The organism is Novispirillum itersonii, from assembly GCF_014205675.1.
GTDB classification, from domain to species: Bacteria; Pseudomonadota; Alphaproteobacteria; order Rhodospirillales; family Rhodospirillaceae; genus Novispirillum; species Novispirillum itersonii_A.
On sequence record NZ_JACIIX010000018.1, the window covers coordinates 58,694 to 76,851 of the forward strand.

Annotated in this window: 10 protein-coding genes and 1 pseudogene; 5 read left to right on the forward strand and 6 right to left on the reverse strand. The window is 64.6% G+C overall.

Annotation, left to right across the window (positions count from 1 at the left end):
• Positions 1-169: 169 nt before the first annotated feature.
• The 3 genes and pseudogenes from clpA to FHS48_RS18185 all read right to left on the reverse strand — a co-directional run bounded on the left by clpA (position 170) and on the right by FHS48_RS18185 (position 3,772).
• A pseudogene (gene clpA, locus FHS48_RS18175) lies at positions 170-2,460 on the reverse strand (ATP-dependent Clp protease ATP-binding subunit ClpA).
• Between the two features lie 221 nt (positions 2,461-2,681).
• Positions 2,682-3,008, reverse strand: coding sequence for an ATP-dependent Clp protease adapter ClpS (gene clpS, locus FHS48_RS18180; RefSeq protein WP_184265745.1), 327 nt, complete (start codon positions 3,006-3,008; stop codon positions 2,682-2,684).
• A 356-nt stretch (positions 3,009-3,364) separates the two neighbouring features.
• Positions 3,365-3,772, reverse strand: a complete 408-nt coding sequence (locus FHS48_RS18185) for a hypothetical protein (RefSeq protein WP_184265748.1) — start codon at positions 3,770-3,772, stop codon at positions 3,365-3,367.
• A gap of 403 nt (positions 3,773-4,175) precedes the next feature.
• Here FHS48_RS18185 and FHS48_RS18190 point away from each other — a divergent pair, with 403 nt between their 5' ends.
• The 5 genes from FHS48_RS18190 to FHS48_RS18210 all read left to right on the forward strand — a co-directional run bounded on the left by FHS48_RS18190 (position 4,176) and on the right by FHS48_RS18210 (position 12,701).
• The gene (locus FHS48_RS18190; protein ID WP_184265750.1) at positions 4,176-5,642 is read left to right on the forward strand and encodes a D-alanyl-D-alanine carboxypeptidase family protein; all 1,467 of its coding nucleotides are present in this window, start codon (positions 4,176-4,178) and stop codon (positions 5,640-5,642) included.
• A gap of 231 nt (positions 5,643-5,873) precedes the next feature.
• A complete protein-coding gene (locus FHS48_RS18195; protein WP_184265754.1) occupies positions 5,874-6,641 on the forward strand; it encodes a beta-ketoacyl [acyl carrier protein] synthase domain-containing protein in 768 nt (255 codons plus the stop codon).
• Positions 6,580-11,046 (forward strand): type I polyketide synthase, encoded by a 4,467-nt coding sequence (locus FHS48_RS18200; RefSeq protein ID WP_184265757.1) that lies wholly within the window; start codon positions 6,580-6,582, stop codon positions 11,044-11,046. Before FHS48_RS18195 ends, FHS48_RS18200 begins: the two co-directional genes overlap by 62 nt.
• 79 nt (positions 11,047-11,125) lie before the next feature.
• Positions 11,126-11,437, forward strand: a complete 312-nt coding sequence (locus tag FHS48_RS18205; RefSeq protein WP_184265760.1) for an acyl carrier protein — start codon at positions 11,126-11,128, stop codon at positions 11,435-11,437.
• A complete protein-coding gene (locus FHS48_RS18210; RefSeq protein WP_184265762.1) occupies positions 11,430-12,701 on the forward strand; it encodes a beta-ketoacyl-[acyl-carrier-protein] synthase family protein in 1,272 nt (423 codons plus the stop codon). Before FHS48_RS18205 ends, FHS48_RS18210 begins: the two co-directional genes overlap by 8 nt.
• Before the next feature lie 20 nt (positions 12,702-12,721).
• On the opposite strand, the gene FHS48_RS18215 is transcribed toward FHS48_RS18210, so the two are convergent.
• The 3 genes from FHS48_RS18215 to FHS48_RS18225 form a co-directional block, all read right to left on the reverse strand.
• Positions 12,722-15,271, reverse strand: a complete 2,550-nt coding sequence (locus FHS48_RS18215; protein WP_184265765.1) for a hypothetical protein — start codon at positions 15,269-15,271, stop codon at positions 12,722-12,724.
• Between the two features lie 11 nt (positions 15,272-15,282).
• Positions 15,283-16,677 (reverse strand): hypothetical protein, encoded by a 1,395-nt coding sequence (locus FHS48_RS18220; protein ID WP_184265767.1) that lies wholly within the window; start codon positions 16,675-16,677, stop codon positions 15,283-15,285.
• Positions 16,678-16,755: 78 nt separating this feature from the next.
• Positions 16,756-18,153 (reverse strand): hypothetical protein, encoded by a 1,398-nt coding sequence (locus FHS48_RS18225; RefSeq protein WP_184265770.1) that lies wholly within the window; start codon positions 18,151-18,153, stop codon positions 16,756-16,758.
• Positions 18,154-18,158 lie beyond the last annotated feature (5 nt).

Below are 18,158 nucleotides of genomic sequence, written 5' to 3' on the forward strand. Positions count from 1 at the left end.
CGCAGACCCCCCTTTTTGCAGTCTGTGATGTTTGGCGACGACCGGTGTGTCAGAAGGTGCCGTTGTCCGCCGCTCTCCACGCTAATCCGCGATGAACCAAAAAAAGGGCCCCCGCAGGGGCCCCAGTTTTCCATCAGCGACGTCAGTCAATGTGCTGTCCACCGGACCGTCACACCAGTTCCGGTTCCCGGTGGCGGTCCTTTTCCATCCCGCCACCCTTACGGGGGGAAGGCTGGATATCAAACACCAGCGCATCGTCTTTCAGGTCCACATGCACGGCACCGCCATGGACCAGACGACCGAACAGCAGTTCTTCCGCCAGCGGTTTCTTGATCTTTTCCTGAATCACCCGGCCCAGCGGACGGGCCCCTTCACCGCCAGCCAGCCACGGGCGGCCGCCGTCAGGTCAATGGTCACTTCCCGCTCACCCAGCTGAGCTTCCAGCTGCATGATGAACTTGTCGACCACCCGTTCCACCACCTCTGCCGCCAGCGGGGCGAAGGAAATGGTCGCATCCAGACGGTTGCGGAATTCCGGGGTGAACATCCGCTCGATGGCGTCCTTGTCTTCCCCGGCCCGGTCTTCCCGCAGGAAGCCCATGGCATTCTTTGCCAGCTCCTGTGCCCCGGCGTTGGTGGTCATGATCAGGATCACATTGCGGAAATCGACAGTCTTGCCGTTGTGATCGGTCAGCTTGCCGTGATCCATCACCTGCAACAGGATGCTGAACAGGTCCGGATGGGCCTTTTCGATCTCGTCCAGCAGCAGCACGCAGTGCGGATTCTGGTCAATGCCATCGGTCAGCAGACCGCCCTGATCAAAGCCGACATAGCCCGGCGGAGCCCCGATCAGACGCGACACCGAATGCCGTTCCATATACTCCGACATATCAAAGCGCAGCAGCTTGATGCCCAGAGACACCGAAAGCTGGCGGGCGACTTCGGTCTTCCCGACCCCGGTCGGCCCGGCGAACAGATAGTTGCCGATCGGCTTTTCCGCATCGCGCAGCCCGGCCCGGGCCAGCTTGATCGCGTCCGACAGGGCCTCGATCGCCTTATCCTGCCCGAAGACCATGGTCTTCAGATCGCGTTCCAGATTCTTCAGCGCCTCGCGGTCATCAGAAGAAACCGACTTCGGCGGGATCCGGGCGATCTTGGCGACAATGTCTTCGACATCTTTCAGCGTCACCGTCTTGCGGCGCTTGCTCTCCGGCAGCAGCATCCGCGCCGCGCCGGCCTCGTCGATGATGTCGATTGCCTTGTCCGGCAGCTTGCGGTCGCCGATATACTTGGCCGACAGCTCCACCGCCGCCTTGATGGCCTCGTTGGTGTACTTCACGCCGTGATGCTTTTCGTAATACGGCTTCAGGCCATGCAGGATCTTCACCGCGTCTTCCTGCGACGGTTCGGCGACGTCGATCTTCTGGAAGCGGCGGACCAGCGCCCGGTCCTTCTCGAAGTGGCTGCGGTATTCCTTATAGGTGGTCGAGCCGATGCAGCGGATCGCCCCCGACGCCAGCGCCGGTTTCAACAGGTTGGAGGCATCCAGCGATCCGCCGGAGGTGGCCCCGGCCCCGATCACGGTATGGATCTCATCGATGAACAGCACCGCCTCCGGCAGGCTTTCCAGCTCCTTCATCACCTGCTTCAGGCGTTCTTCGAAATCGCCGCGGTAGCGGGTTCCGGCCAGCAGGGCCCCCATATCAAGGGCGAAGATCACCGCGGACTTCAGAACATCCGGTACCTCGCCGTTGACGATACGCCGGGCCAGCCCTTCGGCGATGGCGGTCTTGCCAACGCCGGGATCCCCGACATACAGCGGATTGTTCTTCGACCGGCGGCACAGCACCTGCACGGTACGGTCCACTTCCGGTTCCCGCCCGATCAGCGGATCAATCTTTCCGTCAGCCGCCTTGCGGTTCAGGTTGACGCAATACGCTTCAAGCGCTTCGTGACCTTTTTTCACGACGTCCTCCTCCACCGAACCTTCGTCGGCGCCTTTGACGGGACGGGTCTCCGACAGTCCGGCCCGCTTGGCGATACCGTGGGAGATGTAATTGACGGCGTCCAGACGGGTCATCTCATGCTGACGCAGGAAGTAGACCGCGTGGCTTTCCCGTTCCGAGAACAGGGCGACCAGCACATTGGCCCCGGTCACTTCCTCGCGGCCCGACGACTGCACATGGATCGCCGCCCGCTGCACCACCCGCTGAAACCCGGCGGTCGGGGTTGGCTCCGCCGTATCCGGCATCACCAGACTTTGCAGATCTGTCGCCACGAAGGTCATCAGATCCTTCGACAACTGGTCGAGGTCCACGCTACAGGCACGCATGACGGCCGCTGCGTCGCTGTCCTCGCACAGGGCCAGCAGCAGGTGTTCCAGCGTCACATACTCGTGGCGGTGTTCCCCGGCCAGAGCGAGAGCGCGGTGCAGCGTTTTTTCAAGATTGCGGGACAACATGGGTCGTTCCCCTTTCCGTTCATAAGCGTGCCATTGGCACCTGTGCGGACCGGCGGGTGAAAGAACTGGGCGACAGCTGGGCAGGGATCCCCCTGCGGGTCCGGCGGCCGCACACCTCTTCCTCCGGCATCCGGTCGCGGATGCCTTATTATCGGTTATTCCACAGTGCGGGGGGCTTACGGGACCGCCCCCGAACACTCAACGCGGATCTGTCGCGCCCCTTACTCACGCTCCAGCGTACATTGCAGCGGATGCTGATGCTGCCGGGCCAGATCCATCACCAGGGTGACCTTGGTTTCGGCCACCTCGTAGGTGTAGACCCCACAGATCCCGACGCCGCGCTGATGCACATGCAGCATGATTTCGGTGGCTTCCTCACGGTCTTTGTTGAAAAACCGCTCCAGTACATGAACGACAAACTCCATGGGAGTATAATCGTCATTCAGCATCAATACCTTGTACATGGACGGCTTTTTGGTTTTCGGTCTGGTCCGCGTTGCCACACCGGTTCCCGTGCCATGGTCATCCTGATGGTCGAAGTCACTCATAGAGAGGTCTGTCGGCTCCGTTTAGGGGGTCACGACCCGCCGGTCCCGCTGGCCCGGAAACGCTGCGCAACCGCCTGACGCCTCCGGATCCCACCGTCTTCCCGGTCTGGGCCTCCCCATTGTAACCGGCCCCTTACAGGAAGCGAACCGGCCTTGAAATCGAATATAGGCCGGAATTTTGCGGAGCGGGAGGGGGGGCAGTTCCTCAGAACCATGAAAATCGGCATGATCCAGAGGAACTATACCAGTCAACCAATTGTTTTAACAAATTTTTCCAACAGTATCCCACTTTATCAATAGGGATTTAAGCCCGTCAAAACCTGCCAAACCGGCGGATTTTTCGCCCCACAGCCCCCTCAGTCTGACGGTGCAAGCCTGACGGAGATTCTTCCCAAAGCATCGCGATAGGGAAGCGCTGAGGCCTCTGCCACCGTCCAGCACAGTTCAACCGGATAGAGTCCCGGGCTGACAGCCTCCGACCCCGCCGGGGCTCCGGTTATACCGGCCTGCAAGGCACGGAAAGAATCCCGCATGGCCTGAAGGGTGGCTGCAGTCAGGATTTCCCCGCAGCGGAACACCTCCACCCAGACATCAAGACCCCGGTTTGCGACGTCCGCCGCCACACGGACCACCCGGCCTGCCGCTTCAGCCTCAGCGGCCAGAACCGGCACCAGAGACGGAACAGGACCGACCCCACTCCACTGCCCGGCAGCAGACACCGGGAAAAAGCGGGACAGGGATGAATCACCGGAAACAGCCGACATCATAGCCTCCTCAATTCCAATACGGTTGCTGCAATGCAGCATAGCACGGCAGCGCAGACCCTCCCACCCGTTATTGTGCATTGCACCATTTCATTTTCTCTCCTCCGCTCCTGCCACAAAGTTTCCACATTTCTGCGGCATTCGGCCCTGCGGGTAAGGAATTATCCATATTTTCCTGTTGTCATGCCGTCATCCCCCGTTATCGCCGTGGACAGGGGATGAATGTTTTCCTAAGGTTACCAACGAGTCGCCTGTGGCTTGCCAGATCTGCCCGTAAATACAGCGGTATTTACGGATTTTCCGGCAAATATGACCGTAGCGGGGCAAATGCCTCCGGCTGCGGCCCACACTGGGGCACGGAACCGCAACCTGTCACTGATCGGCCAAATCAGGGGGAAGTACTTTGCCTGTCATCCGCACCGTTTTCACCGGACTCAGCAAGGATTCCCGCCATACGGGCCTGTCGTCGGCCTTCGCCGGGGCGGTCGCGGTCCTCGTCCTTGCCCTGACAGCCCTGTCACCGTCTGCGGCCCATGCCATCGTCTATTCCTCAATCATCATTGACGCCCAGTCGGGCGCGGTGCTCCAGCAGGAAAATGCCGATACCCAGACCTATCCGGCCTCGCTGACCAAGATGATGACCCTCTACATGCTGTTCGATGCCATGGAGAAGGGGAAGGTCCGCCTTCAGGACCGGATGCAGGTTTCCACCTATGCCGCCGGTCAGGCCCCGACCAAACTGGGCGTTCCCGCCGGACGGACGCTGGCTGTTGAGGATGCCATCAAGGCCCTGATCACCCGCTCCGCCAATGATGCCGCCGTGGTGATCGCCGAACATCTTGGCAGTAATGAACCCAATTTTGCCCAGATGATGACCCGCAAGGCCCGGGCACTGGGGATGGCGAGCACGGAATTTCAGAATGCCTCCGGCCTGCCAAATCCGAATCAGGTGACCACCGCCCGCGATATGGCCCGGCTGTCTCTCGCCCTGCGCCGCGACTTTCCGCAGTATTATGACTATTTCAGCATCCGCTCCTTCCGCTATGGCAAGCAGACCATCGGCACCCATAACCGGGTTCTGCTGCAATACAAGGGGGCCGATGGCCTGAAGACCGGTTATATCCGCGACTCCGGTTTTAACCTTGCGACCTCAGCCCGCCGGGGTGGCCATTCCCTCGTCGGCGTCGTCATGGGCGGCCAGAGTGGCGCGTGGCGTGACCAGCGGATGATGGCCCTGCTCGACCATGCCTTTGCCTCGGTCGGGGAAGGTGGCGGTGCCGTGATGGCCTCTGCCGCCCCGCCGCCTGCCGCCGTGGATACCCGCAGCGCCAAGGCCAAAGCGGCTGAGGAACGCCGTGCGGCTCAGGTTGCCGCCGCCGAGGAAAAGCGGGAGAAGGCTCTGGCTGCCAAGCGGGCCGCCGCCGAGAAGAAGGTGGCGGACGCTCAGGCCCGCAAGGATAAAAAGGCCCTTGCCACCGCCAAGGCGGAAATGGACCGCGTGATGGCAACCGCCCCGCAGACCGGCGGAAGCAAGCAGGTGGCCACCCAGTGGGCCCGCCAGCAGGAGCGCGGTGCCGTCGGCGACTGGGCCATTCAGGTCGGGGCTTTCACCGCTTTCTCGGCCGCCCATACGCAGGCCTCCAACGCCATGGGGATTGTCCGCTCCCAGATCGCCAGCGCTCAGCTTCTGGTGACCCCGATGAGTGGTGCCAACGGTCTGGTCTACCGCGCCCGCCTGACCGGTATCGAGAACGAGCAGCAGGCCAAATCCGCCTGCAAGATCCTGAAACAGAAAAACGTGAACTGCCTGCCGGTTCCGCCCTCTGACGTTAATCTGGCGATGGTGCAGGACGGTCGTAAGCCCCGCTGAGGCCAGCCGTCTTTAACGACAGATCCAGAACAACAGCCCCGGATCCCCCTGTCAGCCTCCTGACAGGGGGATCTTTTATGGGGCCTTCGAGGCCGACAGCCGGAAGCCCCCCCCTGTGGCTTGGACGCTGATTACGGGCATCCAACCGGATGAAAACACCCCGGATTGACACCCACCACCGCGATTGTCATTGTGGAATAATAAACTTTTCCGCGTATAACGTCCGGGGCCATGTCACAAATCGCCATTATCGGGTTTCAGGGGCGATTCCCCGGCAACGCGCTGTCGCCGCTCGGTTTTTTCGGACAGCTTCTGGCTGGGGACTGCTTCTGTGCCGACGTTCCGGCCGACCGCTGGTCAAAAGACCGCTATTGCACGCGCGATCATGCCGCAGGAAAGACACCGACCGGACGCGGCTTTTTTCTGGATTATGACTATCAGGGCTTTGACCCGGATGTCTTCTCCTTCCCCTCTGACGAGATCGCCTGTCTGGATCCACAGCAGCGGCTTATTCTCGAAGTGGCCTGGGAAGCACTGGAGCATGCCGGGATTGATCCGGCAGCGCTGTCAGCACAGCCCGTTGGGGTCTATATCGGCGGCTTCACCACCGATCACCTGCTGAATCAGTTCTCGCCACAGGCCCGCAGCGCGCTGGGGCGCTTTTCCGCCGTGGGGTCAACCCTGACCATGCTGGCGAACCGGCTGTCCTATGCGCTTGATCTGCGCGGCCCCAGCCTCACCGTTGACACTGCCTGTGCCTCAAGCCTCACCGCTCTTGACGCTGCCGTCCGCGATCTACAGGCCGGGGCCTGTCAGATGGCTGTGGTCGGCGGGGTCAGCTTCATGCTCCGCCCGGAATATCAGATCGGCATGTCAGCCGCCGGGCTGCTGGCACCGGATGGCCGGTCCAAACCGTTTTCGCACCGGGCCGACGGCTATGGCCGGGGGGGAAGGCTGCGGCATTGTCATCCTGAAGCGGCTGACCGATGCCCGGTCTGACCACGATCCGGTCCGGGCTGTGATCGAAGCCATCGGGACCGGCCATAGCGGGCGCACAGCCGGGATCTCCCTGCCGAACGGCACCGCACAGGAAGACCTGATGCGCCGGGTTCTGGCCGCATCCGGCCTGACGCCTGATGATATCGGCTATCTGGAAGCCCACGGCACCGGCACCGCGCAGGGGGACCGGATCGAAGCCCACGCCATCGGGGCGGTATATGGCAGAACGGCCCGCCGCGCCGCGCTGCCGATCGGCTCCGTCAAGGCCAATATCGGCCATCTGGAGGCGGCGGCAGGCATCGCCGGGGTGATCAAGGCCCTGCTGATCCTACAGGAAGGCCGGATCCCGCCGCATCTTTTGGTCGGGCACCCCAACCCGGATATCCCGTTTGACGCCCTTTCCCTGCGACTGCCCTGCGCCCCGGAACCCCTGCACGGGGCACGGGTCGCCGTCAATGCCTTTGGTTATGGCGGCAGCATGGGCCATGTGATCCTTGGCCCTCCCCCCGGAGAGCTCCCTCCGGATGCAGATCCTCCGCCGGACAGCCAACCGATGCTGTTGCCACTGTCCGCCCAGTCGCCGGAAGCCCTGTCGGCGTGGCTGGAGCCCCTTGCCGGGCAGGCCGAAGCCGGATGCCTGCCCCTCAGAGATCTCCACTACACTCTCAGCCGACGGCGGAGTCACCGGCCCGTCCGCAGGGCCGTCTGGGTCACCCCGGACGAAACACCGGCCTCCCTTGCCGCAACCCTCCGGCAGGCCATGACCGGCGACCAGACCGCTCCCCGGTCTGGCGGAGACCGCTCGCGGATCCTGTTCGTCTTTTCCGGGATGGGCGCACACCGGCCCGGCATGGGGCACTCCCTGTGGACCTCAGAGCCTGTGTTCCGCGAGACCGTGGAAGAGCTTGATGCCCTGTTCCGCCCCCTGTCCGGATTTTCTCTGGCCGAGGCGATCACCGACGCTGCCCCGCTGGACCGGTGCCGGCCCCTTCAGCCGGTGCAGTTTGCCCTTCAGGTCGGCCTGAGCAAGGTTCTCTCCGCCTATGGACTGATCCCGGATCTCTGCCTCGGCCATTCCGCCGGAGAAGTCGCCGCCGCCCTGTGCAGCGGCCATCTGACCCCGGAACAGGCGGTCTCGGTCTGCTGGGCCCGGTCGGAGCTTCAGGACCGCCAGACCGGCACCGGAGGAATGGTCGCCGCCGCCATCGACCGCGATGAAGCGCACACCCTGTGCGCCACCCTGCCCGGACTGGAAATCGCCGCCATCAACGCCCCCCGGTCCATCACCTTTGCCGGATCCGCTGCGGTACTGGCACAGGCGGAAACGATCCTCGCCGCCCGGATGATCCCCTGCCGCCGCCTGCCGGTTGACATCGCCTATCACAGTGCGGCGATGGACCCGATCCTACCTCTGCTGAAGGACCGTCTGGCCGATCTCCGCCCCCTGCCCCCGGCCCGGACCCTGCTGTCAAGCGTCAGCCCCGGCCCCCTCTCCGGTGTCGGGCCGGACCGGATGGATGCCGCTTACTGGCTGAAGAATGTGCGGCACCCGGTTCATTTTCACGCCGCCCTCGAAATGGCCCTGACAACGGGTGTAACCCATTGCCTTGAAGTTGGCGCCAGACCGGTGCTGACCGGGCTGATCCGGAAAGCCGCACGGGAGCAGGCCCATGACATCACCGTTCTTCCGGCGCTGACCGGGCAGGATGAGGAGGCACAGGCCCTGCGCACGGCCCTGACTCAGGTGTATGTCAGCGGCGGCACCCTCGACTGGCAGCGCCTCGCCCCGGCTGGCCGGGTCTGCCCGCTCCCCCCCACAGTCTGGCAACGGAAACGGATCTGGCACGAGGCGGAGGTTCAGGCGCAGGACCGTCTCGGCACTCCGGGGGCAAACCCGTGGGCAGAGCCTGCGGTGATTCCCCACAGCTGGATAGCTGACCTCAACCGGCAGGCTTTCGCCTTTCTCGGGGATCACCGGATCGAAGGCCTGTCGATCCTGCCCGGCACCGCCGCGCTGGAGGCGGCGGCGCAGACCGCCCAGACCGGGCGGAAGACGCCTTTGCCGCTCTGTCTTGCCGAAATCCGTTTTGAAAACACGGTCCCGCTGAACCGGCGTATCGGGCAGGTTCTGGATAGCCGGGTCATGAACGGTGCCGTCGAAACCCTTGCCTACACGCCGACCACACCAGCCTCGGCGGTCCGTGTTCTGTCGGCCCGCATCACCGACGCCGGGCCTCCACCAGAGGCCCGTCCCATCGCCGGACTGGCTGCCCTTGCCCCCTTCCCGCTGGATCCCGATCAGCATCAGGCGCGGCTGGCGGCCTTGGGCATTGATCACGGACCCGCGTTCCGGGTGGTTAAAGCCCTGTCACTCTCTGCCGACGGCAGCGCGGTTCTGGCCCGGCTGGCCGTCGGTCATCCGGTTTTGCAGGAAAGTGCCTCTCAATGGCCCCCCTGCCTGCTGGATGGCATCTTTCAGGCGGCACTGGCCCTGACCACCGGCTGCACCCCACTGGTTCCGACATCCATTGGACGCTACACCCTGTATGCCCCACTGCCGCAACACCTCTGGGTCTGGGTTACGCTCGGTCCGCCGGAGGACTCCGGCCCCTGCTTTACGGCACACCTGTTTGATAACTCGGGCCACTGTCTGGCCCAGATGCAGGACATCACCGTCAGCCCCCTGACCCCGCAGGCGAAGAAAGAACCGCTCCCCGACCTGTGCCTGATCACCGACTGGCAGGAAACCCCGCCCGAAGACAATCCACAGGCCGTCCCCCGCCGTGTCGCCCTTCTCGGGCCGGACAACCACCGCCATCGGCTGGCACAGGCCCTGATCGCCTCCGGGGTCGAAATCATACCGGCAGACAGCCGGTCTGCCGGAAGCAGCCCGGCGGCCATCGACGCCACGGTGATGATTGTTGCCGACACCCCGCAGAGCTCTGCCACCGGAACCGCCCCCGAAGGGCCCCTCGCCAAGCAGTTGAGTGACCTGATCACCCTGTGCTCCACCCCAACACAGGGGCGGGTCTATCTCGTGACAGAAAATGCCATCGCCACCTCTCCGCAGGATCCTCCTGTCCGGCCCGGTCTGGCAGCGGTGTGGGGCCTCGGCCGTACTCTTTTCAACGAAATCCCCGGGACGGCCACCACCCTGATTGATGTCACGGCAGGCGAAGCATGGCACGCTGCCGTTGCCGGGAACATTGCCGCCGGGACCGCCAGCAGCGAGATCGCCTTTCGCCGGGGGCAGCGGCTTCTGCCCCGGCTGCACCCGGTGTCTCTGGCAGACAGACCGCCTCCCCGGTTTGGCCGGAGCAAAAGCTACCTCATCACCGGCGGTTTGGGGGGATTTGGCCGGCAACTGGCCCTGTGGCTGGCCCGGCATGGGGCCGGAACCCTTGTGCTGACCAGCCGGTCACACCCCACACCGGCCAGCATTGCTCCACTGCGCCGCGACCTGTCGGCGCTGGGAGCCGGGCTGATTACCGTGCCGCTGGATCTGACCGACGATGCCGCCGTGCGTGATCTTCTGCTGCGCCTCGCCACCGGACAGGCCCCTTTGGCAGGCGTGTTCCACTGGGCCGGGGCAACCCTTGACCGTCCTGCCGCCGACCTGACCGCCGAAACCATCCGTCCGGTGGTGGATCCCAAAGCGGGCGGGGCGATGGCCCTGCACCGGGCAAGCCTTGATCTGCCGCTGGAGCATTTTGTGCTGGCCTCGTCGTTAAGCGCCCTTGTCGGCACCCCCCGGCAGGCCAGTTATGCCGCTGCCAATGCCGCCCTTGACGGTCTGGCGTGGGCACGGCATCAGGCCGGTCTGCCTGCCCTCAGCCTCAATTTCGGGGCGATCTCCGGTGCGGGAATGGCTGCCGGTCCGGCTGTGGCAGCCCACCTGCGGGCGGTGGGCCTGCCGCCGATGCCGATGGCGATGGCCCTTGCCGGACTGGGGGCGGCCCTCTCCTCCGGGCTGCCGCAGGTCAGCCTGTCACGGGCGATTGAAATTGACCGCTGGAGCCGGTACGACCCCCGGGGAGCCGCCACCGACAGGATGGCAGGCCTGCTGGCCGCAGCCGGGGCCTCGGTCAGGCGGCAACGGTCCCTGCGGGAGGATCTATTCGGTCATCCAGCCGAGAAACAGGCCCGGCTGCTGGCCGACCACCTGCGCAGTCTGCTGGCCGAGAGTCTGGGCTGTGCGCCGGAACACCTGCCCAAGGAGGCCCCTTTGAGCCGTCTGGGGCTGGACTCTCTCGGGGCCGTCCAGCTCCAGCAGCGGATCGACAGCGACATCGGGGTTTCGGTGCCGATAACGGCGCTGATCGGCGGGCAGACGTTGGCCAGCCTTGCCGCAAGCCTCGTGGAGGCTGCCCGACAGACCCTTGCCAAGGCCGAACGGCACCTATAGGGTGTATTTATCTAAAAAATTCTACGCTAAATTCCATCCTGCCCCGCCCTCCCTCTGGCCGCTTTTGAGGTACCCCTTCATGAAAAGCGAACTCCTGGCCATCATGGCTGAGTTTCTGGAAGTCGATCCGGAGGAGCTACAGGATTACAAAACGCTGGAAGACCTCAACATCGACTCTCTCGATTTCGTCGAGATCATGTTCGAGGTTGAGGAAAAATATGACGCCCCGGTTATATTCGAGATGCAGAAAAAACGGACCCAGATCCAGAATCTGGGCGAGGTCCTGCGCCTGACTGAAGAGCTAATTCTGAAACACCGGGACCAGACCGCTGCCTCCGCGTCTCCTGACGCCAGGACCGGAAGCGCAGCCCCGGCCGACGCCGATGGATAACGCCCCGCAGAGAACCGCCCGTGTTCCGGCCCGCGTCGTGGTCACCGGCATCGGCGTGCTGTCCGGTTTCGGGAATGGTCTGGCCGCCCTTGAGGACGGACTGTTTTCCGGCCGCACTGCCATCCGCCGGATTGAAAGTCTCGACACCCGTGCCCTGACCTGCCATTTCGGGGCCGAGCTGCCCGCCTTTGACGGGCAGGCCCTGATCCAGAAAGCCGAGCGCCACGCCTATGACCGCGTCAGCCTGATGGCGCTGGCCGCCGCCGATGAGGCTCTGGCTCAGGCCGGGCTTGACCCGGCGGAGATCGGCCCGACCGCCGGGGTGATGATGGGCACCGCCTTCGGCCCCGGTGATGCCATTCAGGACGCCGTGCTGCGGGCCTCGGAAAACCAGCGGCTGCGCCCGACCACCATTCTGAAGATGATGCTGAACGGCCCGACTGCCGCCCTGTGCGCACGCTACCGCCTTCAGCGGGGATCACAGGCCCATGTTACTGCCTGTGCTGCCTCCGCCCATGCTATTGCACAGGCGGTTCAGGCGGTGCGCTGGGGCGAGATGGACGTGTGCCTTGCCGGGGGCGCGGATGCCTTCCCGACCTCGGCCCTGTTCACCGCCTGGGATGCGCTGGCAATCATGAGTGCCGCCACCGACCCCACCGCCGGAATCATGAAACCCTTTGCCCCGGACCGGAGCGGCTTCGTGATCGGCGAGGCGGCCACCGTCCTGATTCTGGAACGGGAAGATCACGCCATCGCACGCGGGGCCACCCCTCTGGCCGAAATCTGTGGGGCCGGGGCGGTGACGGACACCCCGACACTGACCAAACCAACCCTGCGGGGGATGGTCGGGGCCATGCGGGCCGCGCTGGAAGATGCCGGTCTGGATCCGGCTGCGGTCGGCCACATCAATGCACACGGCACCGCAACCGAGCTCAACGACTCTCTTGAAAGCGATGCCATCAGGGCCGTCTTCGGGCCCCATGCTCCGGCCATCCGGGTCAGTGCCTGCAAAGCCGCCCTTGGCCATTGCATGGGGGCCGGAAGCGCGGTTGAGGCGGCAGCGACCATTCTCGCCCTGTGCCGCCAACAGTCCCCGTGGACGATCGACCCAACCGCCGTCACGGCAGACCCGCAGACCGGGCCGCAACCGACCGCCCCCTACAGTGGCCAGACTGTGCCGATGGATACCGATATTGCCCTGTCCAACTCCTTCGCCTTCGGCGGCCATTACGCCACCCTCGCCTTCCGGGTGACAAAGCCGTAAGAGGATTCTGGGGCAAAGCCTTAATCGTCTGTCCGGCCCACCCGAAACGGCTCCAGCGCCGTCAGGGCCAGACCGACATGGGCCATCAGCACAGCAGGCGTCAGGCTCTCCACCGGTGGCAGGGCGAGACCGGCGGTCCGGCAGGCCTGCAAAGCCCCTAAAATGACCAGCAGCCTGCGCATTTGCAGCCCCAGCCCGTCCAGTCTTTCCGGGTGACTGGCTGCGGCCCCGGCCAGAACACGGACCGGGCCGCCCAACGCCATGATCGCCCCGATCCCGGCGCACAGCCTGTCCCGGTCAGCCCTGCTGATCCCGGGAAGGGTTTCCGACAGGGCTTCGAGTGCCGCCAAAAACTCCCCGGCCGGATCGGCAGGACACTCCCAACCGGCGAGAACCTCCTGTTCCAGCAGGGCAATCGCCTCTGCCATCTGCCCCCGCGCCGCAGCGATGTGCGCCCGACAGTCGGCAACCTGTGCCCGGACCCCCAGAAGGGCATTCCACAGCCTGACAAAGGGTTCCTCGCCGGGAACAAGGGCATGCGGCGTCCGGCGGGGGTCCGGTGGCTGCCGCAGCGCGGCCCCGGCGGAGAACAGACCTGTCACCTGCTCCGGCAGGTCAGGCAGGGCCGCCAAGGCGGCAAACTGCTGCTCCACTGCCTCGCAGGCGGTAAGACACCGCCGGTCCAGCCCATCGGGATCCGGGATATCGGGCCAATGGCTGTAAACCGCATGCAACGCCTGCTCTGCGGCATGCAGGGCCGCCGCACAGTCGGTGCTGGCGGGATGCAGGGCCAATACATCCCGGCACACCCGGAGCAAAGGAACCAAAGACGCCACCGGGATCCGCTCCCGGACCGGAGCCGGGACGGCAGACAGTGCCCGACAGCCCCGGGCCTGCCGCAGGGCCTGCCATCGCAAACCGGTCAGCCCCTCCTGTCCTGTCGTCACCTCCGCCAGCCACGCCGCACACCGCCGCATCACCGGATCGGCCGCCGCTGGCCCGCCGCCGCCCTGCAACACCCCGATCAGATGCAGATACCCCGTCAACAGACCGGCATGGCGGTTCAGCATTTCCCCGTCACAGCGGGCCGGATCCCCGATAATCCCCGGCCTGCCGTCTTCCTGCGGCCCCAGCCACACCCCTTCTGTCAGACAGATTCTGTCCCCCCGGGCGGTGGTCAGGCACAAAGCCCCGTCCACAAACGGCACCGTGACTGTTGCCGGATCAAAGGCCGCAGCCCCAATCCGGTCTTCGGCGGCCTCACCGCTGGCCGGATCCGTTACCGCAAACAGGGCCAGACAGCCAGCCTCCGGAAGCGCTAACGGGGCAGAGGCATGGCCGCGCAGGGGGGCGGAACGCCGCAGATCCAGAACGAAGGTCACCTCGGCGACCACCGGACCCGGCCCTTTACACAGGGCGTCCTCCCCGGTCAACCCGGCGCTGGCGAGAAACGCCGGAAGAGAAAAAGCGTTCCGCTGCCGCCAGCCGGACAGGCGGATTCCGGGAAAGCGCTGACACAGCCCCGCCCGCATGATCCGGGTCCAGACATCGGCGCGAAAATCCTCCAGCGAGAGAGCCTGACAGGAAAAACTGACCGCAACCGGGCTACAGGCCACCATCCGGTCCAGCACCGCCGTCCGGTCCGGCAGCGCCCTCGCCCGGGATGACAGCAGACAGGCAGGCCCGCTGCCATCCCGCCAGAGGGGATCCTGCGTCACCGCCTGCGCCCCGGAACAGTCCCCGACCGACAGGATCGGGCTGCCCCGCGTCACCCACGGCGACCGGGTGAAATGCGACAGCCCGAAGGCCGCAGGACCGCGCACCAGACAGGATCCGCTGTCGCCGACAATCGCCTCCCGGACCACCGGTACCGCCTTGGCCGCAACCTCGAAAACCTGAAACAGGCAGGCTCCGTAGCGGATCGAGCGCACGACATGCGTTCCAAAATCCTCAAACATGCCCAGATAGCGGTTCGCCAGCCGGACGGTGATATCGCCGAAAAACTCCACCCCCTCATGGCGCATTCCCCGCAATCGCAGCCGGGCCAGAGCGTGGCGCCCTTCCGGGGTCAGCCAATGCAGGATCCGCAGCTTGCGGTTCAGTCCCTGCCAGTCCGGAGTGTAGTACCGGGTCCCGCGCTGCCCCTGAAGACGCACCAGCAGATAGGCCACGTCCGGCCCACCCTCCCGCCGCTCTGACAGCGGAAAGGTCAGGCGCTCCTCCAGCCCGGCAAGGGATTGCCCGGCCATCAGCGCCCCTGCCGTCACCTCCTGCGGTCCGTCCAGCCGGACCATCGGGGTGACCGTATAGTCGAACAGGTGGCTGAGAAGGCCGGGGACGCTGTCGTGGAAGGACAGGATCGGTTCATCCCACAGGACCGGCTCCCCTGACGGGATCTCCGGTGTTTCCGGGCGCAGCAGTCTGCCCGGCGGTTGCCCCCACGGGCTCCCCCAGTCCGGGAACAGCGGTTTCAGCCCGGCCCAGAGATCGACCGGATCCCCCAGCAGCAGGCCCCCTGCCGTTTCCGCCACCGGATCCGCCGAGAGCGTTGATAGAGTTTCAGGTCTCATTCTGCCACCGGTCAGTTGGGCTGAAAGGTGCCGACGATCACCATGTCGGTCGGCACCTCCACAATCCGCATGGCGATCATGCTGCTGGGAAACAGGATATTGCGCAGGGCGAAATAAGTGACCGGGCTGAAGGAAATCCCGGCCATCGCCGGCCCGAAATCATCATTGAGGATGGATTGCAACCGGCTGTTGATGGTGTCCGAGGCCCCGCCGGTGACCGTCACCGTCGGCGGCAGCGGGGTGATGCGGATTGCCTGAGACGGCCCGCTGCCCGAAAGAGAGACCGGGTTCAGCCCGGTCACGGTGATCGTGTTGCCCACGTTGCCGCTCGGCGTGATCGACTGATACAGATAAAACCCGCTGTAAGCACTGCCCGAATAGGTTCCGCCAAGATACAGGGAATAGGTTACCGTCGTCGGACTGCAACAGCTGCCATACGAGAAAGACCCCTCAAAATGCATCTGCGGCGCAATATAGGCGGTATAGCCTGCGGCGGCGGACATCGACTGCGGATAAAGGTTGAAGGGTTTTCCTGCACTGTTGAACCCGGCACACAGGATATCGCTGAACACAATCCGGGAACTGATCATCAGCGTGCAGGTATAACCGTTGGCAGTGGGGATCGGCTCCAGCACAATCGGATACCCCGGCGACGGTCTGCCGTTTGTGGTGATCAGGATCTGCACGATGATGTTGCCCGACCCTGTCTGGAGCACCCGCAACTGGAACTGGGTCGGGGTCAGGGACGGGATGGAGCCCCGGCCCGCACAGTCCAGCGAAGCCACCTGATAGCGGACACCATGGGTCATAAACCAGTTACGGATCTGGTCAGACATTTCCGCCGAGGTCACCCCCTCGACCGTCACATTGGTGGCGGTGAAGGCCCCGTTGGCAAAATCCAGCACGATGGTGTGGGTGGTGGCATTGATCAGGCCGGTCACCGAGGTCAGGGGGACCCGGGCCGTCACCGTCGGGCGGGTGCCGACATCGACCGTTTTAACCGGCCCCCAGGTGACCCGGCTGTCCCCCGGGGTACAGCCGCAGGATGACGGTTTAAACCCGTCCTCAACCGGCATGGTGCCCGACCGGGTGGTGCCGGACACGATCGCCTGCGTCACCGTGACCGTGTTGGAACCATCGGTAAAAACAAACTGCGGCGGCCCCAGAACAAAGGAAAACTGGGTGACGACACAGTAATCCCCATGCGGGTTTGGCACCGCCGGGCCGCAGAACACCTGCGCCACCGTCATCTGCCCGGTTCCCGCCGTCATGCTCTGGAACTGCTTCTGGAAGAAGGTGTTAACCGCGCTTTCGAGGACGTTCAGCACGGCATCCCAGCCGTTCAGCACTTCCTTGTCCTGTGCCATCTGACCCAGAAGATACGCGAGCGTCGGGCTGTTGGACATCCGTAACGTCTTTCCTGTCAAAAGTCTTTGCTGGCACAGAGCGGTCCGGAAGGGGGCGGTCCGGAAGGGGGAGAAACCTCAGGCGGTGGGGATCAGGCGCCCGGTCACCAGAAGTTCTGCAGGCAGGGCTGCGGTTTCAAACAGCAGACCATGCCCGGACAGTGTCAGATCCTTCAGCACCAGATCGCTGAGGGCGGTCATCCGCACCTGCGCCATATCGGTCCGGATGTCACCGTAGAGGAACGCCTCCAACTGCGGCTTGACGATCGCTTCGTAGAAGCCATCCCCGGTCACCGACTGCGATCCATCCCGCAGCCCGACCACCTGTCCTTCCCCAATGCCGCTGATGGCAACCGGATACTGTGCCGCAAGGTCCAGCTCCAGCCGCACCGTTGACGCCGGATCCGTCCGGGTGAACAGGGTCAGCCCTGTATCGGTCGAACCACCGAAGCCCATGGTGAAACTGGCGCGGTCGGTCAGATAGATCTCGCCGTTCTGGTTGCCGAAACGCCCCTCGAAGACCATCGGCTGATGGACCTGCGCGAACCAGTGCGGTTGCCCGTCCTCCGGTGGCACCGACACCAGCTTGACAACACCGCGCCCAAGATTGTAACCGCTGGCGATCATTGCCATGGTGGCCTTGGAACTGACCATCAGGCTGAAATCGTGGGCGTCGGGGCTGGGTGCCGGGGCCCCCATCGCCGGAACTGCGGCACCGAAAGAGGCACCGGTCAGAATCTGCAACACCGGCTGCCCGTCGGATGCGGTGGCAACACGGGCGGAAACCGTGGTCGGGGTCAGCACGGTCGGGCCGCGCCCATCCGGAAGGGCAATCATCCCGATCTGGCCGCTGAGGTGCTGCGCCGCCACCCACCCTTGCAGGGGCTGGTTCAGCGCATCACTCAGCAGACCGTTCTGCATCCCTGACAGGACAAACGGCGGATCGGTCAGGGCAAGACCGATCGAAAAGCCACGGCCCCCGGCCCCAGAGTCAGGGCCAGCGCCGGTCACAAGCCCGGCGGTGACCGGCAAAGACCCGGTAAGTTGCAACGGATCCTGCGGTGTAATGGCAACCGGTGCCGCCCACGCAACAGCATCATGGTCCACCAGCGCCCGCCGGTCCGGCATCCCCCGCAGCAGTGCCGCAGACACCTTGCCGACCCGCAGGGTGCCGGTATCGATGCCAAAGTGCAGATCCACCGCGTGGTTCTCCGGATTCAGGCGGACCGCCGGGCGGGGCAGCGCGGACCGGACGACAACAATGTCATGCTGGCCCTCCACCTCGCCCGGTGCGACCCAGAGCAGCGGGCGATCCCGGTCGCCCGCACCCATCGCCCCGTCCCAATTACGCCAGACCAGCGACCGGACTGCCGGCTGGGACAGGTTAAGCACCATGTCCCAGCCATCAGGCACCACCGGACGGTCCTGCATGCCCACCGCAAACGCCATCAGCCCCGGCGATAATGCTTCGGTCATGTCAT

Excerpts from the sequence above, each read along its gene's own strand:
- FHS48_RS18225 (WP_184265770.1), bottom strand. The coding sequence starts at position 18,153 with ATGACCGAAGCATTATCGCCGGGGCTGATGGCGTTTGCGGTGGGCATG.
- FHS48_RS18200 (WP_184265757.1), top strand. The coding sequence starts at position 6,580 with ATGGCCGGGGGGGAAGGCTGCGGCATTGTCATCCTGAAGCGGCTGACC.
- FHS48_RS18220 (WP_184265767.1), bottom strand. The coding sequence starts at position 16,677 with ATGTCCAACAGCCCGACGCTCGCGTATCTTCTGGGTCAGATGGCACAG.
- FHS48_RS18185 (WP_184265748.1), bottom strand. The coding sequence starts at position 3,772 with ATGTCGGCTGTTTCCGGTGATTCATCCCTGTCCCGCTTTTTCCCGGTG.
- FHS48_RS18210 (WP_184265762.1), top strand. The coding sequence starts at position 11,430 with ATGGATAACGCCCCGCAGAGAACCGCCCGTGTTCCGGCCCGCGTCGTG.
- FHS48_RS18215 (WP_184265765.1), bottom strand. The coding sequence starts at position 15,271 with ATGAGACCTGAAACTCTATCAACGCTCTCGGCGGATCCGGTGGCGGAA.
- FHS48_RS18205 (WP_184265760.1), top strand. The coding sequence starts at position 11,126 with ATGAAAAGCGAACTCCTGGCCATCATGGCTGAGTTTCTGGAAGTCGAT.
- FHS48_RS18195 (WP_184265754.1), top strand. The coding sequence starts at position 5,874 with ATGTCACAAATCGCCATTATCGGGTTTCAGGGGCGATTCCCCGGCAAC.
- clpS (WP_184265745.1), bottom strand. The coding sequence starts at position 3,008 with ATGAGTGACTTCGACCATCAGGATGACCATGGCACGGGAACCGGTGTG.